Raw genomic sequence first — 21,414 nt, 5'->3', positions numbered from 1 at the left:
TCGCCTATTGCTGCTGGGCGGTGGCAAGGCGTGCCTGCTCGCCCGGAAGCGGCGTCACGGTTGCCGGCATCCCCAGGCGCAACATATTGTTGGGATCGTCGACGAAGACCCTCACCTCATACACAAGGCTGGTGCGCAGCTCCTCCGTCTGCACCGATTTCGGCGTGAACTCGGCAACCGAGGAAATGAAGCCGACCCATCCGGGGATCGTTTGCCCCGGAAGCGAATCCACGGCCACGGAGGCTTTCATGCCGGGGCGGAGCATGCCGAGCTGGGTTTCGGAGGCATAGGTGCGCACCCATTTCGGGCTGATGGTCGCAAGCGAGAAGGCAGCGCGGGTCGGCGAGGCCATCTCGCCGGGTTCGATCAGCCTGGATTGCACGATCGCATCGACAGGCGCCTTCAGCTCGGCATCCGCGAGTTGCTGATGCAGCAGCGAGACATTGGCTTCGGCGGCATGAAGTTGCGCTTCCGCCTCATCGATATCTTCTAGACGGGAACCGACGACCAGCAGATCCAGCGCCTTCTGGTTCGAAACGACCTTGGCGTCGGCAACCGCCGCTGCTGATCGAGCCTCATCCAGCGCTTGCTGGCTGACCACGGCCTTCGGCGCGAGTGCGTTCTGGCGCTCGAACTGGGCACGGGCGTTGACGGCCTCCGCCTTGGCGGATTCGAGATTGGCGCGCCCCTGGGCGATCTCTTCGGGGCGGCTGCCGTTCTTCAGACGCGCCAGGTTGGCGCGCTGGCTGGCCGCCTGCGCCTCGGCCTGAGCAACCTGCGGCTGGAGCCGGCTGGTATCCAGCCTGGCGACGATCTGGCCTTTCTTGACTTGTGCGCCCTCTTCGACAAGGACTTCGGCGACGCGTTCGCTACCGTTGAAGGCTAGGGTAAGCTGCCTGAAGTCGACGTTTCCATAGAGAACGAGTGCGTTGGAGCCGTCGTCCCGATGGAGATACCACCAGGTACCGCCGGCTGCGGCGATCACGAGGATCAAGATGACTAAGATGCGCTGCATGGTCTATTTGAACTCCAAACGAGATGCCGGCTCTAGTGAGGCGAACGACGACCTAAAATCGATGCATGCCCGATTATAGCACTTGTGAAATTAAAATTTCAATTTAATATTTGAACTAATGGAAGGCAGAGAGAATGGTCGAGAGCAACAGACGATCATCGCGCTCCAGGGATCGGCAGGACGGCGCGGCAACGCGGATGAGCCTGCTCGAGGCAGGAGGCGCCGTCTTCGCCGAACTCGGATTCGACCGTGCGACGGCAAAGGAAATTGCTCTCAGGGCGGGCACGAATGCCGCGGCGGTCAACTACCACTTCGGCGGCATCGAGGCCCTATATGAAGACGTCCTCGCCGAAGGCCACCGCCGCCTCATGAGCTACGAAGTGCTTGCCCACGCAGTGGCAGCGGATATTGCCGCCGAGGAAAAATTGCGCCGGCTCATTGGCCTGCTGGTCAAGGTCGTGCGAGCCAACAGCGAGAATTCCTGGCCGGCGAAGGTGATCGTCCGCGAACTCATTGCGCCAACACCCCATATCGACAAGCTCCGTCGTGAAGAGATAGAGCCGAAGAAAGCATTGCTGTTCGGTGTCATCGCCGAGATCATCGGCGTCACCCCGGATCACCCGTTAGTCGCACAGGCCGCCCTTTCCACGATGGCGCCGTGCTTCATGCTGCTCGTGGCCGAGAAACGCGTATCCGAAATCATTCCGGCACTCGGCAAGGAAGTGACGACCGATGAGGAACTGGCGGACCGGCTGGTTCGCTTCACCCTCGGCGGCATCAGTCGGCTTTCGTCGTGAGTGGCCTAAGCCAGAACTTTAGAGCTTGAATGCATCCCCCGATCCCTGCCAGTCGCGAAGCAAGGCGAACAACTCGTCGCGATCCTTCTGGTCGAGGCGCGGCAAGCCCGGAACGCGGACGGGGCCGACATCAAGGCCCGAATAGGTGACAGCCTCCTTGACGACGGTGACGTTGGCGCCGTTGCGGAATTTGGTGCGCATGCGCTCGAAGGGCTCGAGCTTGTTGACGATCGCGCGAGCGCCAGCGAAATCGCCCCGTGCCAGGGCTGCATGCACGGCAAGCGACAGCTTCGGTGCGACGTTGACGAGACCAGAGGTGAAGCCGCGTGCGCCGGCCGCTGCAAAACTCGGCGCCCAGCTTTCCGCCAGACCACAGACGAAAAGCGCACCGTTCGGATCGGAAGCAGCAATCGCCTTCGAAAGCAGCATCAGATCCGTCGTGGCAAATTTGATGCCAACGATGTTGCCGTGACTGGCAAGGCGAACCATATCGTCGACGCTGAAACCGTCGGCCCTGACATAGGCGACCAGCGGCAACGGCGAGGCTTCCGCAAGGCTTCGGAAATAATCGATCTGCGAGGCCGGTGCTGCGAAAGGGTCCACCGGCTGATGTGACATCACGGCGGTCGCGCCGATCGCTTTGGCATCCTTGGCCATGCCGATCGCCTCGCGCAGCGAGCGGCCGATTGCCGCCGTCACCGGCGCGTTGCCGTCGACACCCGATATTGCAGCTTCATGGACGCGGCGGATTTCTTCCGGCGTCAGGGCATAGAACTCGCCGGTATTTCCCGCCGCGACGATATTGTGAATGCCGGCTGCGGCCACTCGCCCGTAAACCTGAGCCGTTACGCGTGGCTCCACTTCGCCGTTTGCATCATAGGCGGTTACCGGAACGCCGGATACGCCGGTCAAAGCCTGGCGCATGGTTTCAACACTCATCGTCTTACCTCTTCATCGATCATCACTGCACAGGCATAGAGGCGATATTCAAAGGCCGCCACGTTGCCTCCGCTGACATCAAACGCCCTGGAACATGCGGGCGCGTGCATTCAAAATATGCCTCTTCATGGCATCATGAGCCTCGGTCTCCTGCCGGGCAAAAATCGCCTCGACGATGACCGCATGCTCGTCCTGGACGCTGCGGATCTGCTCCGGCGTGCGCTTGAGACTAAGGCTCCGGGTTACCGAATGCCCGATGGCGAAATGCGGCTTGAACCATTCGCGGACGGTGATGTGGAACTGGTTGCCGGTCGCGATCGCGATGGCATCGTGCAACTCCTGGTCCTCCTCGGCGCCGAGCCGGCCCTCACCAAGACATTGTTCGAGGTTTTGAAGCGCCGCCGTGATGCGCTCTCTATCCGCCGGCTGCCAGTTGCGCGCGGCAAGCTCGGCTGCCTCGGCCTCAAGCCCTGCACGGAATTCGAAGAAACGCTGGACATCGGCGAGCGACCCCACAGGCACCATGTTGAGGACCGATGAATCCGGCCGCTGCCGGACATAGGAACCGGACCCCTTGCGGGAGACGATCAGGCCGTCGGTGCGCAATCGTTCAAGCGCATCACGCACCACGGGTCGCGAGGCGCCGAACATTTCCGCAAGCCTGGCTTCCGACGGCAGGCGCTCGTTCACTGGAAACTTTCCATCAGCGATCATGGCGACGATCCTCTCATAGATGATGTCGCCAAAGCGGGTCGGCCCCGTGCCGGAATCGTTGGCGACCGAGAGTTTCATGGTGGTCCTTCTTGATGCTGCTGAATGGCAAGCAATAGCACACGCCTACGGCTAGGTAGGGCTACCTAATTTGTAAAAATCTGTCAACTCTTGTAATTATTTGAGAACGTAAATATGCTCGTCCCGCTGCACCAGGAGGGTGCGTGCGACGGGTTGGGAGCTTGTCGCGCCGAGGCGGAGAAAGCCGTTGGGCGTTCAAAGGGAGGGATTCGATGCGCGATAAGATAGTGTCTCGCGGCATGAGCCGGCGTGCAGTGCTCGGCGGCATGGCGGGAATGGCAGCCTTGTCTCTGGCCGGCCGTGTCAGTGCCGCCGACGGCGGCGAGGCTCCGGCGCTGGCCCAACTCGTCAAGGACGGCAAACTGCCGTCGCTTGCCGATCGCCTGCCGAAGAAGCCCATGGTCGTCACCCCTTACGAAAAGGTCGGCACCTATGGCGGCACGCTGCGGCGTGGCCTCAGGGGCTCGTCCGACCATAACGGTATCCTGCGCATGGTAGGCAACCAGAGCCTTGTGCGCTGGAACCTCGACTTCACCCAGGTCCTGCCCAATCTGGCCGAGCGCTGGGACGTCAACGCCGACGCCTCGCAGTTCACCTTCTACCTGATCCAGGGCGCACGCTGGTCGGACGGGCACCCGTTCACCGCCGACGATGTCGTGTTCGCCATCGAGGATTGCGTCAAGAACACCGATCTCTATAGCGCGACACCAGCCCAACTTGCCGTCGCCGGCAAGGCGGTCGATGTCACGAAGATCGACGATTACACGGTGAAGTTCGCCTTCGCGGCACCGAACGCGCTCTATCTGGAAAATCTAGCCACCCCGCTTGGCCAGCATCCGACACTGTTTCCCAAGCACTACTGCAGCCAGTTCCTGCCGAAATATAATCCCAACGTTGCCGAAGACGCCAAGAAGGCCGGCTCCAACAGCTGGCCGGAGCTTTTCCGCGCGCGCTGCGGCGATATCGAGATTCCCTCGCGCTGGGGCAACCCCGACAAGCCGACGCTCGACCCTTGGGTCGTCAAGGAGCCCTATACTGGTGGCGCCACCCGCGTCGTCATGACCCGCAATCCTTACTTCTGGCAGGTCGATACATCGGGCAATCAGCTTCCCTATGTCGACGAGATCAATTTCGGCATCTCGCAGGACGTGGAATCGCTGATGCTGAATGTCATTTCCGGCAAGATCGATATCCAGGAACGCCACATCAGCGTGCTGGCGAACAAGCCGACACTCTCGCAGAACATGAAGAAGGGCGACTATCGCCTTTTAACGCTCATTCCTTCCAGCTCGCAGCAATGCCAGATCTACTTCAACATCACCCACAAAGATCCAGCGATGCGCAAGATGTTTGCCGACAAATCGGTGAGACAAGCGCTTTCGCTCGGAATCAACCGGCAAGAAATCATCGACATCGTCTATTTCGGCCAGAGCGAAGGCTATCAGGCGGGGCCGCGGCCGGAGCATCCCTGGTACAATGAAAAATACGCCCGCCAATTCACGAACTACGATCCGGACAAGGCCGGCGCGATGCTCGATCAAGCCGGTTACGGGAAGAAGGATGCGAGCGGCTTTCGCCTGAGGCCGGACGGCCAGAAGATGTTCTTCACCGTCGACGTCATTCCGACTCTCTATCCCGATCTGGTCGATGCCCTCGAACTGGTAAAGGCGCATTGGGCGCAGATCGGCGTCGACATGAAGGTCAACACGGTCGAACGCGCGCTTTATTACACCCGCGGCGACGACAATGCGCATGATGCCCAGGTGTGGCCAGGGCCAGGCGGTCTCGACCCGATGCTCGATCCGCGCGATTTCTTCGCCTTCCATCCGCAGGGCTCGCGCTACGCCATCCCGTGGTCCGTTTGGTACACCTCGAACGGCAAACAGGGCGAAGAGCCGCCGGAAAGCCAGAAGAAGCGTATGAAGCTCTTCGACGAGGCGCGCTCGACGGCGGATCTCGAAAAGCGCGGCGCCGTGATGAAGCAGATCTTCGACATCGCCGCTGAGGAATTTGAAACGGTCGGGCTTTGCCTTGCGGTCGGCGGCTTCGGCATCATCCGCAATAATCTGCGCAATGTCCCGGAAAAGCAGCCGGATAGCTGGTCCTGGCCCAATCCGGGACCTGCCATGCCGCAGCAATTCTTCTTCACCAGCTGATTGGATTGATCAAGCGCCGCCTTCCATGGGCGGCGCTTTCCTTCATGCGGAGCTGCCCGGAGCAGCGCTCAACGCGAGACATAGCCATGCTGGTCTTCATCGGTAAACGCCTGTTGTGGATGATCCCATCCCTGTTCGCCATCAGCTTCCTCGCCTTCGTGCTGATCCAGCTGCCGCCCGGCGATTATGTGACGACCTATATCGCCACGCTTGCCTCCTCGAACGAGGTCGTCGACCAGAACACAGCGGCGCAGCTTCGCGAACGCTTCGGCCTCGATCAGCCGATGCTCATTCAGTATCTGAAATGGATGTGGGGCATTCTTTCCCGTGGCGATTTCGGCATTTCGTTCGAATGGCAACAGCCGGTCTCCGGTCTCATCTGGGAGCGCATGGCGCTGACGCTGATACTGGCGCTTGCCGCCCTGATAGCCACCTGGGCAATCGCGCTGCCGATCGGCGTCTATTCCGCCGTCAAGAAATACTCGATCGGCGACTATCTCTTCACTGCCTTCACCTTTCTCGGCCTTGCGATCCCATCCTTCCTGCTGGCGCTGGTGCTGATGTATGTCGCCGCCGTGGAATTCGGCCAGGATGTCGGCGGCCTGTTTTCCTCCGAATATGAGACGGCGCCCTGGAGCATCGCCAAGATGCTGGACCTGCTGTCACATCTCTGGCTACCCGTCATCATTCTCGCCGTCTCTTCAACGGCAAGCCTCATCCGCGTCATGCGCGCCAACATGCTCGATGAGCTGCCGAAGCCCTATGTGACGACAGCGCGGGCGAAGGGCCTCTCCGAGTTCAGGCTGCTGGTGAAATATCCCCTGCGCATCGCGCTCAATCCGTTCATCTCGACCATTGCCTGGCTGCTGCCCAACCTCATCTCGGGGTCCGTCGTCGTCGCCATCGTCCTCAACCTGCCGACAGCGGCACCGCTGCTGCTGCAGGCCCTGATGGCGCAGGACATGTATCTGGCCGGCGCCTTCGTGCTGCTGATCTGCGCACTGACACTTGTGGGGTCGCTCATCAGCGACATCCTGCTTGCCCTCGTCGATCCCCGCATCCGGTTGGAGTAGAAGCGCCCATGGCCGACATCGCCGTCACGAACCTGCGTCCCGACCGCGCCGCTGTGGCATCGCAATGGCAGCTGATCTGGTGGGCATTTCGCCGCCACAAGCTGGCCATGGTCGCTCTCGTCGTCACCGTCATGATGTATATCGTCGCCCTCGTTCCCGGGTTCTTCGCGATCAACGATCCCATCCTGCAGAATGCGCGGGCAACCTTCCATCCGCCGCAGAGACTGCATTTCATCGATACGGACAACGGCTTCTCGATCGGTCTCCACTACTACCCCCTGAAGCTCACCCGCGATCCGGAAACGCTGGCGGCGATCTTCAAGGAGGACACGACGAAGCGGGTCTCCGTCAGCCTGTTCGGGCGCGGCTACGAATATTCGGTGCTCGGTCTGTTTACGAGCAACATCCACCTGCTCGTCTCATCCGACAAATCCACGCCGCTCCTGCTGTTCGGAGCCGACCGGCTGGGCCGAGACGTCTTCAGCCGCACCATTCAGGGCGCTCAGATCTCGCTGTCGATCGGGCTTGTCGGCGTCTTCTTCTCCTTGCTGCTCGGCATCGTTCTAGGGGGGATTTCTGGTTACTACGGCGGGAAACTCGATTTCTTCATCCAGCGGCTGATCGACTTCGTGTTGTCGCTGCCGACGATCCCGATCTGGCTCGCCATGGCCGCCGCCCTGCCGCAAGGCTGGCCGGCGGCACTGCAATATATGATGATCACCATCATCCTGTCGCTCACGGGCTGGGCACAGCTTGCTCGTGTGGTGCGCGGTCGCTTCCTGTCGCTGCGCACGGAGGAATTCGTGGCCGCCGCGAGACTGGACGGCGCGAGTGAGGGACGCATCATCTTCCGCCACATGCTGCCGAGTTTCGCCAGCCATATCATCGCCTCCATCACGCTTGCCGTGCCGGCGATGATCCTCGCCGAAACATCCCTCTCCTTTCTCGGGCTTGGCCTGCAGCCGCCGACCGTCTCCTGGGGCGTGCTGCTACGCGAAGCGCAGAACATCCGCTCGATTGCCACCGCGCCGTGGCTGTTCCTGCCGGGTGCGGCCGTCGTCGTTGCCGTCATGGCACTGAACCTTCTTGGCGACGGCCTGCGCGATGCAGCCGATCCCTACAACAAATGAGGTGGGCATGACCGATATCGTTTCCATGGCCACCACCCGTCCGCTGCTGCAGGTCAAGAACTTGACGGTCGACTTTCCCTTGCGAACCGGCACCTTTCGCGCGGTCGACAATCTCTCCTTCGCCATCGAGCCGGGCAAAACGCTCTGCGTCGTCGGCGAGAGCGGTTCGGGCAAGTCGGTGACCGCGCGCTCCATCCTGCAGATCGTCGATGCGCCCGGGCGCATCAGTGGCGGCTCGATCATTCTGAACGCCGCCGATGGCAGCTCCATCGATCTCGTCAAACTCAATCCGCGCGGCCGCCAGATCAGGGCGATCCGCGGGCGCGACATCGCCATGATTTTCCAGGAACCGATGGCATCGCTGTCACCGGTTCATACGGTCGGCGACCAGATCATGGAAGCGCTTCGGCTGCATACGAAAATGAGCAAGGCGGAGGCGCGCGTCGAGGCGATCTCGCTGCTGAAGCAGGTTGAAATCCCCTCCCCGGAAAAAGCCGTCGACCGCTACGCCTTCCAATATTCGGGCGGCATGCGCCAGCGCGCCATGATCGCCATGGCGCTTGCCTGCAAGCCACAACTTCTGATCGCCGACGAGCCGACAACGGCGCTCGACGTGACGACGCAGGCCGAAATCCTCGACCTGATCGGCCGCTTGCAGAAGGCCTACGGCATGGCGGTGCTGTTCATTACCCATGACATGGGCGTCGTCGCCCAAATCGCCGACGACGTGCTCGTCATGCACAACGGCCTCGTCAAAGAATATGGCCCGGTCGAACAGATCTTCCATGCACCGAAGGACGACTATACGCGCATGCTGATCGGCTCGGTGCTGAAGCTAGAGCAGAAGGCCGAGATACGGCTAGCGCGGCCGCCGCTCGACCGGGCGGTCGCCCCCATTCTCGAATTGCGCAACGTGTCGATGGCCTTCGGCGAAGTCCGCGCCTTGAACGAGGTTTCCATATCGCTGCTGCCGCGCGAAACGCTCGGCATTGTCGGCGAGAGCGGCTCCGGCAAGACGACGATGGGCCGCTCGATCATGCGCCTCATCGATCCGAGCGCTGGCGAGATCCTCTATCGCCGAACCGATGGCGACGTGGTCGACCTGGCAAGTGCCAGAGGATCGACGCTTGCGGCAGCGCGGCGCGAATTGCGCATGGTCTTTCAGGACCCGTTCGGCTCGCTCAATCCACGCATGACCGTCTCGCAGATCATCGGCGAACCGCTGCTCGTCAACGGCATCGCCAAAGGCCGGGCGCTCGAAGAGCGGGTCTGCCACCTGATGGAGCAGGTCGGTCTCGACCCGAAGACGCGCGAGCGTTATCCGCATGCCTTTTCCGGCGGGCAGCGCCAGCGTATCGGTATCGCCCGCGCAATCACACTCAACCCTCGCATCATCGTCGCCGACGAAGCGACCTCGGCGCTTGATGTCTCTGTCCGCTCGCAAGTGCTCGACCTTTTGATGCGACTGCAGGACGAACTCGGCCTCGCTTACATCTTCATCAGTCACGATATCGGCGTCATCCGCTACATGTGCGACCGCGTCGGCGTCATGTACAAAGGACGGCTGGTCGAAGTTGGCGATGCCGAAAAGGTCTGCAACGCCCCTGAACACGCCTATACCCAGGCATTGATATCGGCCATCCCGCGCCCCGATCCGCGCGACCGCGATCGCTCGCGACGCTTCCGCTATGTCGAGCCGGAGGTGCTGAAGAACGGGAGCGCAGCATGATGACGACCCTCTCGGCAAAGATTTCCAAACCTGCGGCGCGTCCCACGCTGCATCCATAAGCATCGATAGAAGGAAATGAAGATGAAAATCGACCGCATGCGGGTATTCATGACCCGCGACAAGGACCGCCCGCGCGTCATCGTCGCGCTCGACACCGATGATGGACTGACAGGCTGGGGCGAATGCTACAATCACGGCCCCGACAAGGCGCTGCCGCCACTGCTCGACTATCTCTACGGCTTCATCGCCGGCCAAGACCCAAGCCGCATCGACTATCTCGTCAATCTGCTGATCCAGCAGAGCCGGTTCCCGCCGGGCGCGCTCGGATTGGCCGCAATCTCCGCGCTGGATCATTGCCTTTGGGATCTCTCCGCCAAAGCGCTCAATGTACCGGTCTACAAGCTGCTCGGTGGTGCCGTGCGCGATCGCGTCAAGGTCTATGCCGGCGTCTATACGGCACCGGACGCGCCGGCCGCGCGTGACGAATTCGACCGCCTGAATGCCGAATGGGGCTTTACCGCCTTCAAGCTCAGCCCCTGGCGCATCGACATGCACGCCCATCGCTGGGGCAATGTCGTGAAAGCTTCGGCGGACTACTTCCGTTCGCTGCGCGAAACCGTGCGCGACGACTATGAAATAGCCTTCGACGCCCACGCGAAGATCTTCGAACCGGTCGCCGCGCGCCAGCTCGGCAATGCCCTCGCGCCCTACGATCCGCTCTTCTATGAGGAGCCGCTGCGCCCGGAGAATATCGAGATGTGGGGCGAGCTGAAACAGGGGCTCAACTGCGTGCTGGCGACGGGCGAGTCGCTCTATAATCGCAACGAATTCCTGCGCCTGTTGCAGGTGAAAGGCGCGGATCTCATCCAGCCCGACATCTGCGTCGTCGGCGGCATCAGCGAGATGCGCCGCATCGCAACCCTTGCCGAAGCGCATTTCGTCGGCGTTGCCCCGCATAATCCGATGGGTCCGCTGGCAACCGCCGTCAATGTTCATTTCTCGGCCGCCGCGCAGAACTTCAAGATACTCGAATACCGGCTGCCGAAGGGCCAGGCCTATGTCTACGGCGGCAACGATATCGAACAGCGCCAGGGCGAAACCCGCTATGTTGTCGATCCCTATCTTCCGAAGGACGGCTATCTGGAACTCAGGCCGGACCGGCCCGGCTGGGGCGTCGAGATGGACGAGAAGGCGATGGAGGAAGAGGGCTATATCCATTGGCAGCGCCGCGTGCCGAAGCGCCCCGATGGCTCCTATGCCTTTGCCTGAACCCAGCCAAGCAATCAGAGGGGCCGCCGTCAGGCCGTCCCTCTGATTCATAGGACAAGCACGCCAGCCTGGTGGGGATCACTTCACGCGGGCCGCATTCGGACCCCCGATATCCTCCCGCTTCGGCGCGCTTGGCACCATGCGTCCGATCACGAGAACCAGGAGAGCTGCAGCCAAGAGGCAGGCCGCGAGGAAGAACATCGGTGCAATCGTGCTTCCGGTGGAGTCCTTGATCCAGGGAACGACGTTCTGGGCGACGAAGCCGCCGAGGTTGCCGACCGAATTGATAGCGGCAAGGCCTGCCGCAGCCCCGGCCCCCTGCAGGAAGCGCGACGGCAGGCTCCAGAAGACGGGCTGACCGGCAAAAATACCGGCTGCCGCGATGCAGAGGAAGGTGAACTGCAATGTATGGTCGGGGATCACGGCCGACAGCACCAGGCACACGGCGCCAACCAGGGCGGGAATGACGATGAACGGCGTCTTCGAGGTTGCCTTGTCCGCCGCCGCCGGCACGGCGTAAAGCGCAACGGCAACGAGAAGCCAGGGAATGATATTCAGGAAGCCGTTGGTAGTGTTGCTGACGCCGAAATTCTTGACGATGGTCGGCAGCCAGTAGCTAAGCCCATAGGCGGCCAGCGGGAAGCCGACATAGCAAAGAGCCATCAACAGCACGCGCGGATTGATCAGCGCCCGGAAACCATCGGAGGCATTTTGCTCCATGTCCGAATTTTCCGCCGCCAGCCGATCCTTGAGCCAGGACTTCTCGCTATCGCTGAGGAAAGACGCCTTCGATGGCAGATCAGGGAGATAAAACAGCGTGATGATGCCGGCAATGACGGCAGGCACGCCGGTAACGAGGAAGACCCATTGCCATCCGGCCATGCCGTAGAGGCCGTTGAGATCCAGCAGCACACCGCCAAGGGGCGCACCGATCGCATTGGCAAATGCGCTGAAGATCATGAAGAGGCCGACCATCGTGCCGCGATAGGCCGAAGGATACCAGAGAGTGAGCAGATAGAGCACGCCGGGAAAGAAGCCCGCCTCGCAGGCGCCGAGCAGGAAGCGTAGAATGTAGAACATGGTCGCGTTCTGCGTATAGGCGAGCGCGATCGTGACGATCCCCCATGACACCAGGATGCGGGCGAACCACTTGCTGGCACCGAACCTGTCGAGCAGCAGGTTGCTCGGCACTTCGAAGATGAAATAGCCAATGAAGAACAGCGAGGCTCCGAGACCATAGGCATATTCGCTCATGCCGAGATCGCCGACCATCTCCAGCTTTGCGTAACTGACATTCTGGCGATCGATATAGGCGATCAGATAAAGGATCCCCAGAAATGGCATGAGCCTCCAGGTGATCTTGGAGATAAGCTGCTTCTCATCCACCACGTTACGTCCTCCCCGTAAGTCGATATTGACGACTATAGATAGCGCAACTCAGCGTTTATCAATGAAGATCTGGACGGAAACGTCGCGGCTCCTCCGGTTTCACCTCGAACGTAGGTGTAAATACAGAACTGCGGATTTGCGCTGACGGTGCCGTCGGCGACGGCGACCGCATCAAGGCTAGCATCTAGGGCCTCAAAGAGGAACTACGGCGCCATGGCGCGACCACGTCCTGGCCGCACGATCCAAGGTGGCTCGTGGCTTCGGCGCACCCCAAAAGCGCAGTTGGGAGCGAAGCAGCGCGCCGCCTCGACTGCCCCTCAGGCGACGCGTTCGAACTGCGTGCGGATGTGCTCAATATAGTGCTGACCTGGCGAGGATGACTTTACCATCGCCAGCGCGGCCTTCTGCGGAACGCCAGTAAATTGGCGTTCCTCGCCGTTCTTGAAGCGAATATAAAGCCGCCCGTCGTCGGGGCGGAAGAAGACGGATTTAATGATTTTCGACGAAACCTGGAGCTCTTGCATGGGTCACCTACCTTTGCTCCAGTTTGTGGCACGAAAACCGAAAATATTGAGTGAAATGACCTAGTTAACGAAAGATAGAATTGCTGCGGTGAATTTTATCTTTCGTCGGTCAGCTATCGCAATCAGCCTTTCGGCAGGGCATCATCGGCGTATAGCGCTGCAAACTCGGCGCTTGGCGGTATCGGCTTTATAACGTCGATCAAGACGCCGTTCGGATCGGCAGTAATGAAATGACGCTGACCGAAAGCTTCGTCACGGATGGCAAGCAGGATCGGCAGGCCGGCTTGCCTTGTGCGCTCGTAAACGGCATCCACGTCTTCCACTTCGAAATTGAGCAGAAGCCCCGCCACCCGACCACGGCCTTCGGCGGGGATCGTCTCGTGCCGTCCGTCCAGAATGGCGAGGTTGATCCCGCTATCCTGCGCCAACTGCAGATGCACGTACCAATCGCTCGCGAAGTTTTCCTGAAAATCGAAATGCGCGATGTAGAAGGCTGCGGTCTCCTCGACACGCTCCGTCATGATGACGGGATAATAGCTGGTCACCTTCATGCTTCACTTCCTCCTTAAAATAACATACAGTCTGCCTGTATTTCTTCAAATAACATACAGGCTGCATGCATGCAAGACTATCGCTCCAATCGGGAAAGAACCGAAAAGACCAAGGCTGCCCTCATCGCCGCCGCGCGCGCATTGTTCGTGGAAAAAGGCTATGCGGAGACATCGACGCCGGAGATTGTCACGGCGGCCGGCATCACCCGCGGCGCGCTCTACCATCATTTCGAAGATAAGCGGGCGCTATTCCGTGCTGTCGTGCAAGACGAAGCGCTTGCGGTGACGCGCGCTATCGAACATGCGACACCGGAGCGCCTTGCACCGCTTGACGCGCTGATTGCCGGCAGCAACGCCTATATCGACGCGATGCGGGTCACGGGGCGCACCCGGCTTCTCCTCATCGAGGGCCCCACAGTGCTCGGTTTCAAGGACATGAAGCAACTGGACGAAGAAACGACGACCCTCTCGCTGAAACAGGGGCTTGAGGCGGCGCTTGATCCAGACACAAGCTCGAGCGCAGCCGTTGACGCATTGGCAGACATTCTTTCGGCCGCCTTTGATAGGGCTGCGCTCGCGATCGATGCCGGGGGAGATGCCAAGCGCTACCGCACGGCGATCGCATATCTGATCAAGCGCATTGCGGGTTGAGAGCCGAAGCCTTCCATCGAAAAAGGCTGAATAGACTGTTTGAAAGCAGCAAAATTCTACAGATTTTCGCCGCCGACGCATAATAATTAAGCACGCCGATTGCTTGACACTTTTTTAGCCCTCTCCTATGATTTTTACCAAATGATCAAAAAAATAGGGAACTAGAAAATGACCAATGAAATCATGCTGTCACGCCGTGCCGTCATCGCTTCGGGTATCGCGCTTGGAGTGAGCGCGCTTGCGCCCGCCGCCCGTGCCGCCGCCCCTCTCAAAGTGGCGGGGATCCACGCTTCGCCGGTCGAAAACGCCTGGAACTCCTGTCTTCACAAGGCGCTCCAGGACGCAGCAAAGGAAGGCGTCATCGAATACGTCTTCTCCGAGGGCGTCTCGGGCACGGATTATCCCCGCGCCATGCGCGAATATGCCGAGCAGGGCAACAAGCTGATCATTGGCGAAGCCTATGCCGTCGAGAAGGAAGCGCGGCAGGTCGCGGCAGACTATCCGGACACGGCTTTCGTTCTCGGGTCGAGCGGTGAGGCAGCCGGCAGCAATTTCGGCGTCTTCGGCACCTGGAACTATGACGGCGCTTATCTCGCCGGCATGCTGGCGGGCAAGATGACCAAATCCAACGTCGTCGGCTCTGTCGGCGCAATCCCGATCCCTGAAGTCAACATGTTGATCAACGCCTTTGGCGCAGGCGCCAAGGCCGTCAATCCCGACTGCAAGCATCTGGTCTCCTTCATCGGCACCTTCTTCGACCCGCCGAAGGCGCGCGAAGCAGGCCTTGCTCAGATCGATGCCGGCGCCGACGTCCTCTTCGGCGAGCGCATCGGTACCGCGGACGCCGCCAAGGAGCGTCACATCAAGTCCGTGGGATCGCTCATCGACTATACGCCGCGTTATCCGGATACGGTCTTCGCCAACGCCATGTGGTACTTCCGTCCCATTCTCAATGCGGCGATCGCCGATGTCGCCGCCGGCAAGCCTGTGGGACGCAGCTACACGGCTTACGGCCTGATGAAGGAAGGCGGTAGCGACATCGTCTACGTCAAGGGCGTTGCCTCGTCGGATGCGGAAGCCGCGATGGAGAAGGTTCGCGCCGATATCAAGGCCGGCACTTTCGAAGTGCCGAAAGTCATGGACCAGCCGAAGTAATTCGGCTTCATCATGAGCACCCAGTCGTCCGCCGACGCCACCGATCTTGCCGGAGCCATCAAGTCCGGCAAGCTCTCCTGCATGGATGCGATGCAGGCCTCACTTGCAGCCTGTGAAACACATCAAGATCTCGGCGCCATCGCCTATCTCGATGCTGCTTTGGGGCTTGCAACCGCACAAATGCTGGATCGTGAAGCGTCAGAGCAGCCTGAACGCTTCGCCGCCCGATCCTTCGCCGGCGTACCCACCATCGCCAAGGATCTCGGCGGCCCCTTCGCTGGGCTGCCGGTGACGGCTGGCTCGCGCCTTTTCAAGCGCGAAGGCAAAGGCGCCGATAGCGATCTCGCAAAGCGATTTCGCGACGTGGGCCTCTGTCCATTCGGGCTGAGCACCAGCCCGGAATTCGGCTTTTCGCTGGCTTCCGAGCCAGCCATCGGCCCGCTCTGTCGAAACCCGCTGGACCCGAGCCGCACAGCCGGCGGCTCTTCCGGTGGCGCGGCTGCCGCCGTAGCCGCAGGCATCGTGGCGATCGCCCATGCGACGGACGCCGGCGGTCGATCGCGTGCCAGCAGCATGTTGCGGCCTGATCGGGCTGAAGCCGACGCGCGGCGCCGTGCCTGCAGGCCCCTCCTTCGGCAATCATCTCGGCGGCATTGCCAGCGAACTCGCGGTAACACGTTCCGTGCGCGACGCGGCTCGGATTTTCGATGCCATTCACGGCAAGACCAGAGGCCCGTTCGCAGACATTCTGACGCCTATCACGCAGGCCGCCTCCCTCCGGGTCGGACTGCTCCTGGACACGGGCGACCGCTACCCGACGACCACCGACCGGCTCGAGGCCGTAGAAGCAGCTGCCGGGCATCTCGAGAAACAGGAACACCACCTCGTTGCGCTCGACTGGGCGCAGTTCGAGGAGGCAGTCGCGGCCAGCGGCCGCGCCTTCGGGGACATCATTTCCGTCAATATCGCCGGCTTGGTGGACGAGCTCAAACTGGATAGTCTCGCAGCCGAAACAATGACGCAGGCTTTCATCATGCGTGGACACGCGACATCGGGAACGGCACTTTGGAACTCCCTCAACGGCGCGGTGAGAGCAAGCCGCACACTGTGGGACCTGTTCGAAACGGTCGATGTCATCGTCATGCCGATGCTGGCAACGGCACCGCCACCGATTGGCTCCTTTCCAACGGATCATGCCGATACCGACCTGCATCTTGAACGGATGACAGCCTTCGCACCGCTTGCATCGCTTGCCAACGTCTCCGGCTTTCCGGCCATCACCCTCCCCTTCGGCATCGATAGGGATGGTCTGCCGCTGCCGGTCCAGATCATGGCGCCGATGGGCGAAGAAGCGCTGTTGCTTTCGCTGGCAGCCCAGCTTGAAGCGGACGGCCGCTGGCAGCATCGCTATCCGATCGCGGGGCTTGCCGCATGAACACACCCGTTCTCACCATCGAAGGTGTCAGCAAGCGGTTCGGCAGCACCGTCGCCAACGACAATATCTCGCTGACATTGGCCAAGGGCGAGATTGTCGCCCTGCTTGGCGAAAACGGCGCCGGCAAGACCACGCTCATGAGCATTCTCTTCGGCCATTACGTGCCCGACACCGGGCGCATTCTCGTTGACGGCTCCGAACTCCCGCGCGGCAAACCACGCGCCGCAATTCGCGCCGGTGTCGGCATGGTCCATCAGCATTTTTCGCTCGCACCCAATCTGACCGTGCTTGAAAACGTCATGACCGGCACGGAAAAGCTGTGGTCGCTGCGATCGCAGTCAGGAGCCGCGCGCCGAAAGCTGATGGCGATTGCCGAACGCTTCGGCCTGAAGGTCGATCCGGACGCACGTCTCGGCGACCTCTCGGTCGGCGAGCAGCAGCGCGTCGAGATCCTCAAGGCGCTCTATAATGATGCGCGCATCCTGATCCTCGACGAACCCACGGCTGTGCTCACGCAAATCGAGGCGGAACGGCTGTTTGCGACGCTGAAGCAGATGGCCGCGCAGGGCCTGTCATTGATCTTCATCTCGCACAAGCTCGATGAAGTCATGGCGACGGCCGATCGTATCGTCGTCCTGCGGGGCGGCAAGGTTGCAGCGGAGCGGCTGGCATCCGAGACCAGCAAGGCTGAACTTGCAGAACTCATGGTCGGCCATCGCGTGACGCGGCCGACCCGCGAGGCAAGTGCGCCCGGTGACATCGCGCTGGAAGCACGCGATATCACGGTGAAAATCGGCGGTGTCGAACGGCTGAAGAAGGTCAGTTTCCATCTACGTGCCGGCGAAATCCTCGGCATTATCGGCGTATCCGGCAACGGGCAGGCAGCACTGGGACAAGTTCTATCGGGCATATTGGGCCGCACGTCCGGCGAGCTTCTGCTATTCGGCGAGCCCATCGGCGATCTCGATGTGGCTTCCGTCATCAACGTCGGCATCGGACGCATACCGGAGGATCGCAACCGCGACGGCGCGATCGGCGAAATGGCGATCTGGGAGAATGCCGTACTGGAGCGCCTCCCTGCCTTCTCGAAGCGCGGATTGGTCGATCGTAAGGCCGGCATGGCCTTCGCGCAGGAGATCATCGACGCATTCGATGTGCGCGGCGGCAATCCGACGAGCCGCACCCGGCTTTTGTCCGGTGGCAACATGCAGAAGCTGATCCTTGGCCGCAATCTGCGCGAACGCCCGCGCATCCTTGTTGCCGCCCAGCCGGCGCGTGGCCTGGACGAAGGTGCAGTGGCCGCCGTTCATGGTCGTATATTGGAGGCACGCCGGCAGGGTACGGCCGTGCTGCTGATTTCGGAGGATCTGGATGAGGTCATCGCCTTGGCAGACCGCATTCAGGCCATCGTCGGCGGTCAGCTCTCGTCGCCCATCGATGCAGGCATGGCAGATGCCCGGTCGCTGGGGCTGATGATGGCCGGAGAATGGAACAGCAATAACAGGGACGGTCATGCGGTTTGAACGGCGCGAACATCGCCCCCTCTATATGATGATCCTCGCCCCCTTGCTCGCGGTCATTGCCGCGCTGGCACTGGCCGGAATCCTCATCGCCATCGCCGGCGCGCCGGTTCTCGAAGCCTATTGGCGCATTCTGATGGGTGCCTTCGGCTCGCGGCTTTCCGCCACCGAGACGCTGACCCGCGCCACGCCGCTGATCCTGACGGGACTTGCGGCTGCAGTCGCGTTTCGCGCAAGGCTTTGGAATATCGGCGCCGAGGGCCAGTTCTATTTCGGCGCGATTGCCGTCGCTGCCTTTGGCTCGAAATGGCTCGCCGGACTGCCCGCACCCATCCTCATTCCGCTGCTTTTGATCATCGGCGCCCTCGCCGGCATGGTATTGATCCTCGTTCCCCTGTGGTTGAGACTTCGCTTTTCCGTCGACGAGGTCGTGACCAGCCTCATTCTCAACTTCGTTGCAGTACTCTTCGTCTCGATGCTGATCGATGGCGTATTGAAGGACCCCATGGCCTTCGGCTGGCCGCAATCCCAGGCCGTCGTCGATCATGCCATGCTGCCGAAACTGATCGCCCGTTCGCGTCTCCATATCGGCTTTGCGATCGCCATCGGGCTTGCTGCCGTCGTTTACTTCATCCAGTCGCGCACGGTGTTCGGCATGCAGTCCCGTGCGGCAGGCCTCAACCCATCCGGCGCCGCCTTTGCCGGCGTCCGGCTTGGATCGACACTGGTCAAGGTTGCCTGCCTTTCTGGCGGACTTGCGGGGCTTGCCGGCGCAATCGAGGTACTGGGCGTCAAGGGCTATGTCACGACGGATCTGTCGCCAGGCTTTGGCTATGCCGGCATCGTCGTTGCCATGCTTGCCAATCTCAACGCGCTCGGCGTGGTGCTTGCCGCGATCTTCACCGCAACGATGTTTGTCGGCGCCGATGGGATGAGCCGAAGCCTCGGCATTCCCACCTATATCGCCGACGTCACGGTCGCCTTGTCGCTATTGACCATGCTGATCGCACTGTTCTTCACGCAATACAGGATCCGCCGATGAGCACGCTGATCGACATCATAGCATCAGCCGGACTTTGGGCAGCCGTGCTGCGCATAGCAACACCGCTGATCTTCGGTACGCTTGGAGCGCTTCTTTGCGAGCGCGCGGGCGTCCTCAATCTCGGCATCGAGGGCATCATGACCTTCGGCGCGATGATCGGCTGGCTCTCTGTCTATCATGGCGCCGATCTCTGGACCGGGCTTCTCGTCGCGGCGATCGCTGGCGGCATTTTCGGACTGCTCCATTCGGCCCTGACGGTGACGCTCGGCCTGTCGCAACACGTCTCCGGCCTCGGTGTGACGCTCTTTGCCTCCAGTTTCAGCTACTATGTCTTCCGGCTGATCGTGCCGGTCGCGGGGACGCCGCCGACGATCGCGCCCTTCCAGCCGATCGCCATTCCCGGGCTGTCCACTCTGCCGTTCATTGGCCCTGCCCTGTTCACACAGACGGCGCCGACCTATCTCGCAATTGTCCTGGCGCTCGTCCTCGCCTACATCATCTTTCGGACACCGGTCGGGCTTGCCATTCGCATGACCGGTGAGAACCCGCACGCCGCGGAGGCACAGGGTGTAAACCCGATGAAGGTGCGCTATGGCGCCGTCATTGCCGGCAGCGCCTTGATGGGGATGGGCGGTGCATTCCTGACGCTTTCAGCCTTCAACAGCTTCTTTCCGACCATGGTGCAGGGCCGTGGCTGGATCTGCATCGCACTCGTGGTCTTCTCCTCCTGGCGACCGGGCCGCGCGCTGTTTGGAGCGCTGCTCTTCGCCTTCTTCGATGCCTTCCAGCTGCGGCTGCAGACGGCGGTGCAAGGCATACCCTACCAGATCTTCCTGATGACACCCTACATCCTGTCCATTGTCGCACTTGCCGTCATGAGCCGGCACGCCCGCGTGCCGCAGGCGCTGATGCAGCCCTACCGCCGCGGCGAAAGATAATCCGAGGAGCCTTCCATGTTCGACCTGATCATTCGCAACGCCAATCTCCCCGACGGCCGCAAGGGCATCGATATCGCTGTCAAGGATGGCAAGATCGCCGCGGCCGAAGCCAAGATCACGGCAGAGGCGAAAGAAGAGATCGATGCGACCAACCGGCTGGTCAGCCCGCCCTTCATCGATCCGCATTTTCATATGGATGCGACCCTCTCGCTCGGCCTGCCACGCATGAATGTGTCAGGCACGCTCCTTGAAGGCATCGCACTTTGGGGAGAGCTGCGCCCGATCGTGACGAAGGAAGAGCTCGTCGAACGCGCGCTGCGCTATTGCGACCTAGCAGTCACCCAAGGCCTGCTTTTCATTCGCAGCCATGTCGATACCTCCGACCCCAAGCTGGTGACGGCCGAAGCGCTGCTTGAGGTCAGGGATAGGGTCAAACCCTATATCGACCTGCAGCTCGTCGCGTTCCCGCAGGATGGCTATTACCGCGCCAAGGACGGGGTAGCGTCGCTGAACCGCGCCCTCGACATGGGCGTCGATATCGTCGGCGGCATCCCGCATTTCGAGCGCACCATGGACGAAGGCAAGGCTTCCGTCGAAGCGCTTTGCCGGATCGCTGCCGATCGCGACCTTCCCGTCGATATGCATTGCGACGAGACCGACGATCCGATGTCGCGCCACATCGAGACGCTTGCAGCCGAAACAATTCGCTTTGGGCTGCAGGGCCGGGTTGCCGGCTCGCATCTGACCTCGATGCATTCGATGGACAATTACTACGTCTCCAAGCTCATCCCGCTGATGGCGGAAGCGAAGATCAACGTCATCCCCAACCCGCTGATCAACATCATGCTGCAGGGCCGACACGATACCTATCCGAAGCGCCGCGGCATGACGCGCGTGCGCGAACTGATGGACGCCGGCCTCAACGTTTCCTTCGGCCATGATTGCGTGATGGATCCCTGGTATTCGATGGGCTCGGGCGACATGCTCGAAGTCGGTCACATGGCGATCCACGTCGCGCAGATGGCCGGTATAGAGGACAAGAAGAAGATCTTCGATGCACTGACCGTTAATTCCGCCAAAACGCTTGGCCTGGAGGGTTATGGCCTGGCAAAGGGCTGCAACGCCGATTTTGTCATCCTGCAGGCCGTCGACACGGTGGAAGCACTGCGCCTGAAGCCCAATCGCCTGGCCGTCATCAAGAGCGGCAAGGTGATCGCCCGCTCGGCGCCACGCATCGGTGAACTCTTCCTCGACGGCAGGCCTACGCGGATCGATGGCGGGCTCGACTACGTGCCGGTTCAAAGCTAGC

The 21,414-nt window shown here is 61.2% G+C and carries 18 protein-coding genes and 1 pseudogene; 13 read left to right on the top strand and 6 right to left on the bottom strand.

Features of this window, described 5'->3' with window-relative positions:
• Positions 1-4: 4 nt before the first annotated feature.
• Entirely contained in the window at positions 5-1,015 is a 1,011-nt protein-coding gene (locus BSK43_RS27055; protein WP_077467856.1) for an HlyD family efflux transporter periplasmic adaptor subunit, read from the bottom strand.
• Between the two features lie 134 nt (positions 1,016-1,149).
• Here BSK43_RS27055 and BSK43_RS27050 point away from each other — a divergent pair, with 134 nt between their 5' ends.
• Positions 1,150-1,812, top strand: coding sequence for a CerR family C-terminal domain-containing protein (locus tag BSK43_RS27050; RefSeq protein WP_077467855.1), 663 nt, complete (start codon positions 1,150-1,152; stop codon positions 1,810-1,812).
• Positions 1,813-1,830: 18 nt separating this feature from the next.
• Here BSK43_RS27050 and BSK43_RS27045 read toward each other — a convergent pair whose 3' ends face one another.
• Entirely contained in the window at positions 1,831-2,751 is a 921-nt protein-coding gene (locus tag BSK43_RS27045; protein ID WP_077467854.1) for a dihydrodipicolinate synthase family protein, read from the bottom strand.
• 78 nt (positions 2,752-2,829) lie between these two features.
• Positions 2,830-3,543: a FadR/GntR family transcriptional regulator gene (locus BSK43_RS27040; protein WP_068393616.1), complete on the bottom strand. Its 714-nt coding sequence runs from the start codon at positions 3,541-3,543 to the stop codon at positions 2,830-2,832.
• Between the two features lie 212 nt (positions 3,544-3,755).
• Between BSK43_RS27040 and BSK43_RS27035 the strand changes: the two genes are divergently transcribed.
• From BSK43_RS27035 to BSK43_RS27015, 5 genes are all read left to right on the top strand, one after another.
• Positions 3,756-5,699, top strand: a complete 1,944-nt coding sequence (locus tag BSK43_RS27035; protein WP_077467853.1) for an ABC transporter substrate-binding protein — start codon at positions 3,756-3,758, stop codon at positions 5,697-5,699.
• 86 nt (positions 5,700-5,785) lie between these two features.
• On the top strand, positions 5,786-6,772 hold the full coding sequence (locus BSK43_RS27030; protein WP_037193131.1) for an ABC transporter permease: 987 nt from the start codon (positions 5,786-5,788) through the stop codon (positions 6,770-6,772).
• An 8-nt stretch (positions 6,773-6,780) separates the two neighbouring features.
• A complete protein-coding gene (locus BSK43_RS27025; RefSeq protein ID WP_077467852.1) occupies positions 6,781-7,902 on the top strand; it encodes an ABC transporter permease in 1,122 nt (373 codons plus the stop codon).
• Positions 7,903-7,909: 7 nt separating this feature from the next.
• Positions 7,910-9,631: an ABC transporter ATP-binding protein gene (locus BSK43_RS27020; RefSeq protein ID WP_077467851.1), complete on the top strand. Its 1,722-nt coding sequence runs from the start codon at positions 7,910-7,912 to the stop codon at positions 9,629-9,631.
• 81 nt (positions 9,632-9,712) lie between these two features.
• A complete protein-coding gene (locus BSK43_RS27015; protein WP_068394074.1) occupies positions 9,713-10,900 on the top strand; it encodes a galactarate dehydratase in 1,188 nt (395 codons plus the stop codon).
• 78 nt (positions 10,901-10,978) lie between these two features.
• On the opposite strand, the gene BSK43_RS27010 is transcribed toward BSK43_RS27015, so the two are convergent.
• From BSK43_RS27010 to BSK43_RS27000, 3 genes are all read right to left on the bottom strand, one after another.
• Positions 10,979-12,289 (bottom strand): MFS transporter, encoded by a 1,311-nt coding sequence (locus BSK43_RS27010; RefSeq protein ID WP_077467850.1) that lies wholly within the window; start codon positions 12,287-12,289, stop codon positions 10,979-10,981.
• A 317-nt stretch (positions 12,290-12,606) separates the two neighbouring features.
• Positions 12,607-12,813, bottom strand: coding sequence for a KTSC domain-containing protein (locus BSK43_RS27005; protein WP_068393625.1), 207 nt, complete (start codon positions 12,811-12,813; stop codon positions 12,607-12,609).
• Between the two features lie 122 nt (positions 12,814-12,935).
• Positions 12,936-13,364 carry a VOC family protein gene (locus BSK43_RS27000; protein WP_077467849.1) on the bottom strand — a complete coding sequence of 143 codons (429 nt, stop codon included), beginning with the start codon at positions 13,362-13,364 and terminating at the stop codon, positions 12,936-12,938.
• Between the two features lie 69 nt (positions 13,365-13,433).
• On the opposite strand from BSK43_RS27000, the gene BSK43_RS26995 reads away from it, so the two are divergent.
• The 7 genes and pseudogenes from BSK43_RS26995 to BSK43_RS26965 all read left to right on the top strand — a co-directional run bounded on the left by BSK43_RS26995 (position 13,434) and on the right by BSK43_RS26965 (position 21,413).
• On the top strand, positions 13,434-14,015 hold the full coding sequence (locus tag BSK43_RS26995) for a TetR/AcrR family transcriptional regulator (protein WP_077467848.1): 582 nt from the start codon (positions 13,434-13,436) through the stop codon (positions 14,013-14,015).
• A 168-nt stretch (positions 14,016-14,183) separates the two neighbouring features.
• Positions 14,184-15,170 carry a BMP family protein gene (locus BSK43_RS26990; RefSeq protein ID WP_077467847.1) on the top strand — a complete coding sequence of 329 codons (987 nt, stop codon included), beginning with the start codon at positions 14,184-14,186 and terminating at the stop codon, positions 15,168-15,170.
• Positions 15,171-15,182: 12 nt separating this feature from the next.
• Positions 15,183-16,605: pseudogene (locus tag BSK43_RS26985) on the top strand (amidase).
• Positions 16,602-18,128, top strand: coding sequence for an ABC transporter ATP-binding protein (locus tag BSK43_RS26980; protein WP_077467846.1), 1,527 nt, complete (start codon positions 16,602-16,604; stop codon positions 18,126-18,128). The pseudogene BSK43_RS26985 and the gene BSK43_RS26980 overlap by 4 nt, the downstream one beginning before the upstream one ends.
• Positions 18,118-19,167, top strand: coding sequence for an ABC transporter permease (locus BSK43_RS26975; protein ID WP_077467845.1), 1,050 nt, complete (start codon positions 18,118-18,120; stop codon positions 19,165-19,167). The genes BSK43_RS26980 and BSK43_RS26975 overlap by 11 nt, the downstream gene beginning before the upstream one ends.
• Positions 19,164-20,105 (top strand): ABC transporter permease, encoded by a 942-nt coding sequence (locus BSK43_RS26970; protein ID WP_077467844.1) that lies wholly within the window; start codon positions 19,164-19,166, stop codon positions 20,103-20,105. The genes BSK43_RS26975 and BSK43_RS26970 overlap by 4 nt, the downstream gene beginning before the upstream one ends.
• Positions 20,106-20,120: 15 nt before the next feature.
• Positions 20,121-21,413, top strand: a complete 1,293-nt coding sequence (locus tag BSK43_RS26965; RefSeq protein ID WP_077467843.1) for an amidohydrolase family protein — start codon at positions 20,121-20,123, stop codon at positions 21,411-21,413.
• Position 21,414: the final 1 nt, after the last annotated feature.

It is taken from the genome of Rhizobium sp. P44RR-XXIV (genome assembly GCF_001999485.2).
In the GTDB taxonomy this organism is placed as follows: Bacteria; Pseudomonadota; Alphaproteobacteria; order Rhizobiales; family Rhizobiaceae; genus Rhizobium.
The sequence above is the reverse complement of the archived record's forward strand: the minus strand, read 5'-3'. Positions and strand labels throughout refer to the sequence as shown.

What these genes read in the sequence shown, in the direction of transcription:
- BSK43_RS27055 (WP_077467856.1), bottom strand. Translation starts at nt 1,015, where the DNA reads ATGCAGCGCATCTTAGTCATCTTGATCCTCGTGATCGCCGCAGCCGGC.
- BSK43_RS27050 (WP_077467855.1), top strand. Translation starts at nt 1,150, where the DNA reads ATGGTCGAGAGCAACAGACGATCATCGCGCTCCAGGGATCGGCAGGAC.
- BSK43_RS27045 (WP_077467854.1), bottom strand. Translation starts at nt 2,751, where the DNA reads ATGAGTGTTGAAACCATGCGCCAGGCTTTGACCGGCGTATCCGGCGTT.
- BSK43_RS27040 (WP_068393616.1), bottom strand. Translation starts at nt 3,543, where the DNA reads ATGAAACTCTCGGTCGCCAACGATTCCGGCACGGGGCCGACCCGCTTT.
- BSK43_RS27035 (WP_077467853.1), top strand. Translation starts at nt 3,756, where the DNA reads ATGCGCGATAAGATAGTGTCTCGCGGCATGAGCCGGCGTGCAGTGCTC.
- BSK43_RS27030 (WP_037193131.1), top strand. Translation starts at nt 5,786, where the DNA reads ATGCTGGTCTTCATCGGTAAACGCCTGTTGTGGATGATCCCATCCCTG.
- BSK43_RS27025 (WP_077467852.1), top strand. Translation starts at nt 6,781, where the DNA reads ATGGCCGACATCGCCGTCACGAACCTGCGTCCCGACCGCGCCGCTGTG.
- BSK43_RS27020 (WP_077467851.1), top strand. Translation starts at nt 7,910, where the DNA reads ATGACCGATATCGTTTCCATGGCCACCACCCGTCCGCTGCTGCAGGTC.
- BSK43_RS27015 (WP_068394074.1), top strand. Translation starts at nt 9,713, where the DNA reads ATGAAAATCGACCGCATGCGGGTATTCATGACCCGCGACAAGGACCGC.
- BSK43_RS27005 (WP_068393625.1), bottom strand. Translation starts at nt 12,813, where the DNA reads ATGCAAGAGCTCCAGGTTTCGTCGAAAATCATTAAATCCGTCTTCTTC.
- BSK43_RS27000 (WP_077467849.1), bottom strand. Translation starts at nt 13,364, where the DNA reads ATGAAGGTGACCAGCTATTATCCCGTCATCATGACGGAGCGTGTCGAG.
- BSK43_RS26995 (WP_077467848.1), top strand. Translation starts at nt 13,434, where the DNA reads ATGCAAGACTATCGCTCCAATCGGGAAAGAACCGAAAAGACCAAGGCT.
- BSK43_RS26990 (WP_077467847.1), top strand. Translation starts at nt 14,184, where the DNA reads ATGACCAATGAAATCATGCTGTCACGCCGTGCCGTCATCGCTTCGGGT.
- BSK43_RS26980 (WP_077467846.1), top strand. Translation starts at nt 16,602, where the DNA reads ATGAACACACCCGTTCTCACCATCGAAGGTGTCAGCAAGCGGTTCGGC.
- BSK43_RS26975 (WP_077467845.1), top strand. Translation starts at nt 18,118, where the DNA reads ATGCGGTTTGAACGGCGCGAACATCGCCCCCTCTATATGATGATCCTC.
- BSK43_RS26970 (WP_077467844.1), top strand. Translation starts at nt 19,164, where the DNA reads ATGAGCACGCTGATCGACATCATAGCATCAGCCGGACTTTGGGCAGCC.
- BSK43_RS26965 (WP_077467843.1), top strand. Translation starts at nt 20,121, where the DNA reads ATGTTCGACCTGATCATTCGCAACGCCAATCTCCCCGACGGCCGCAAG.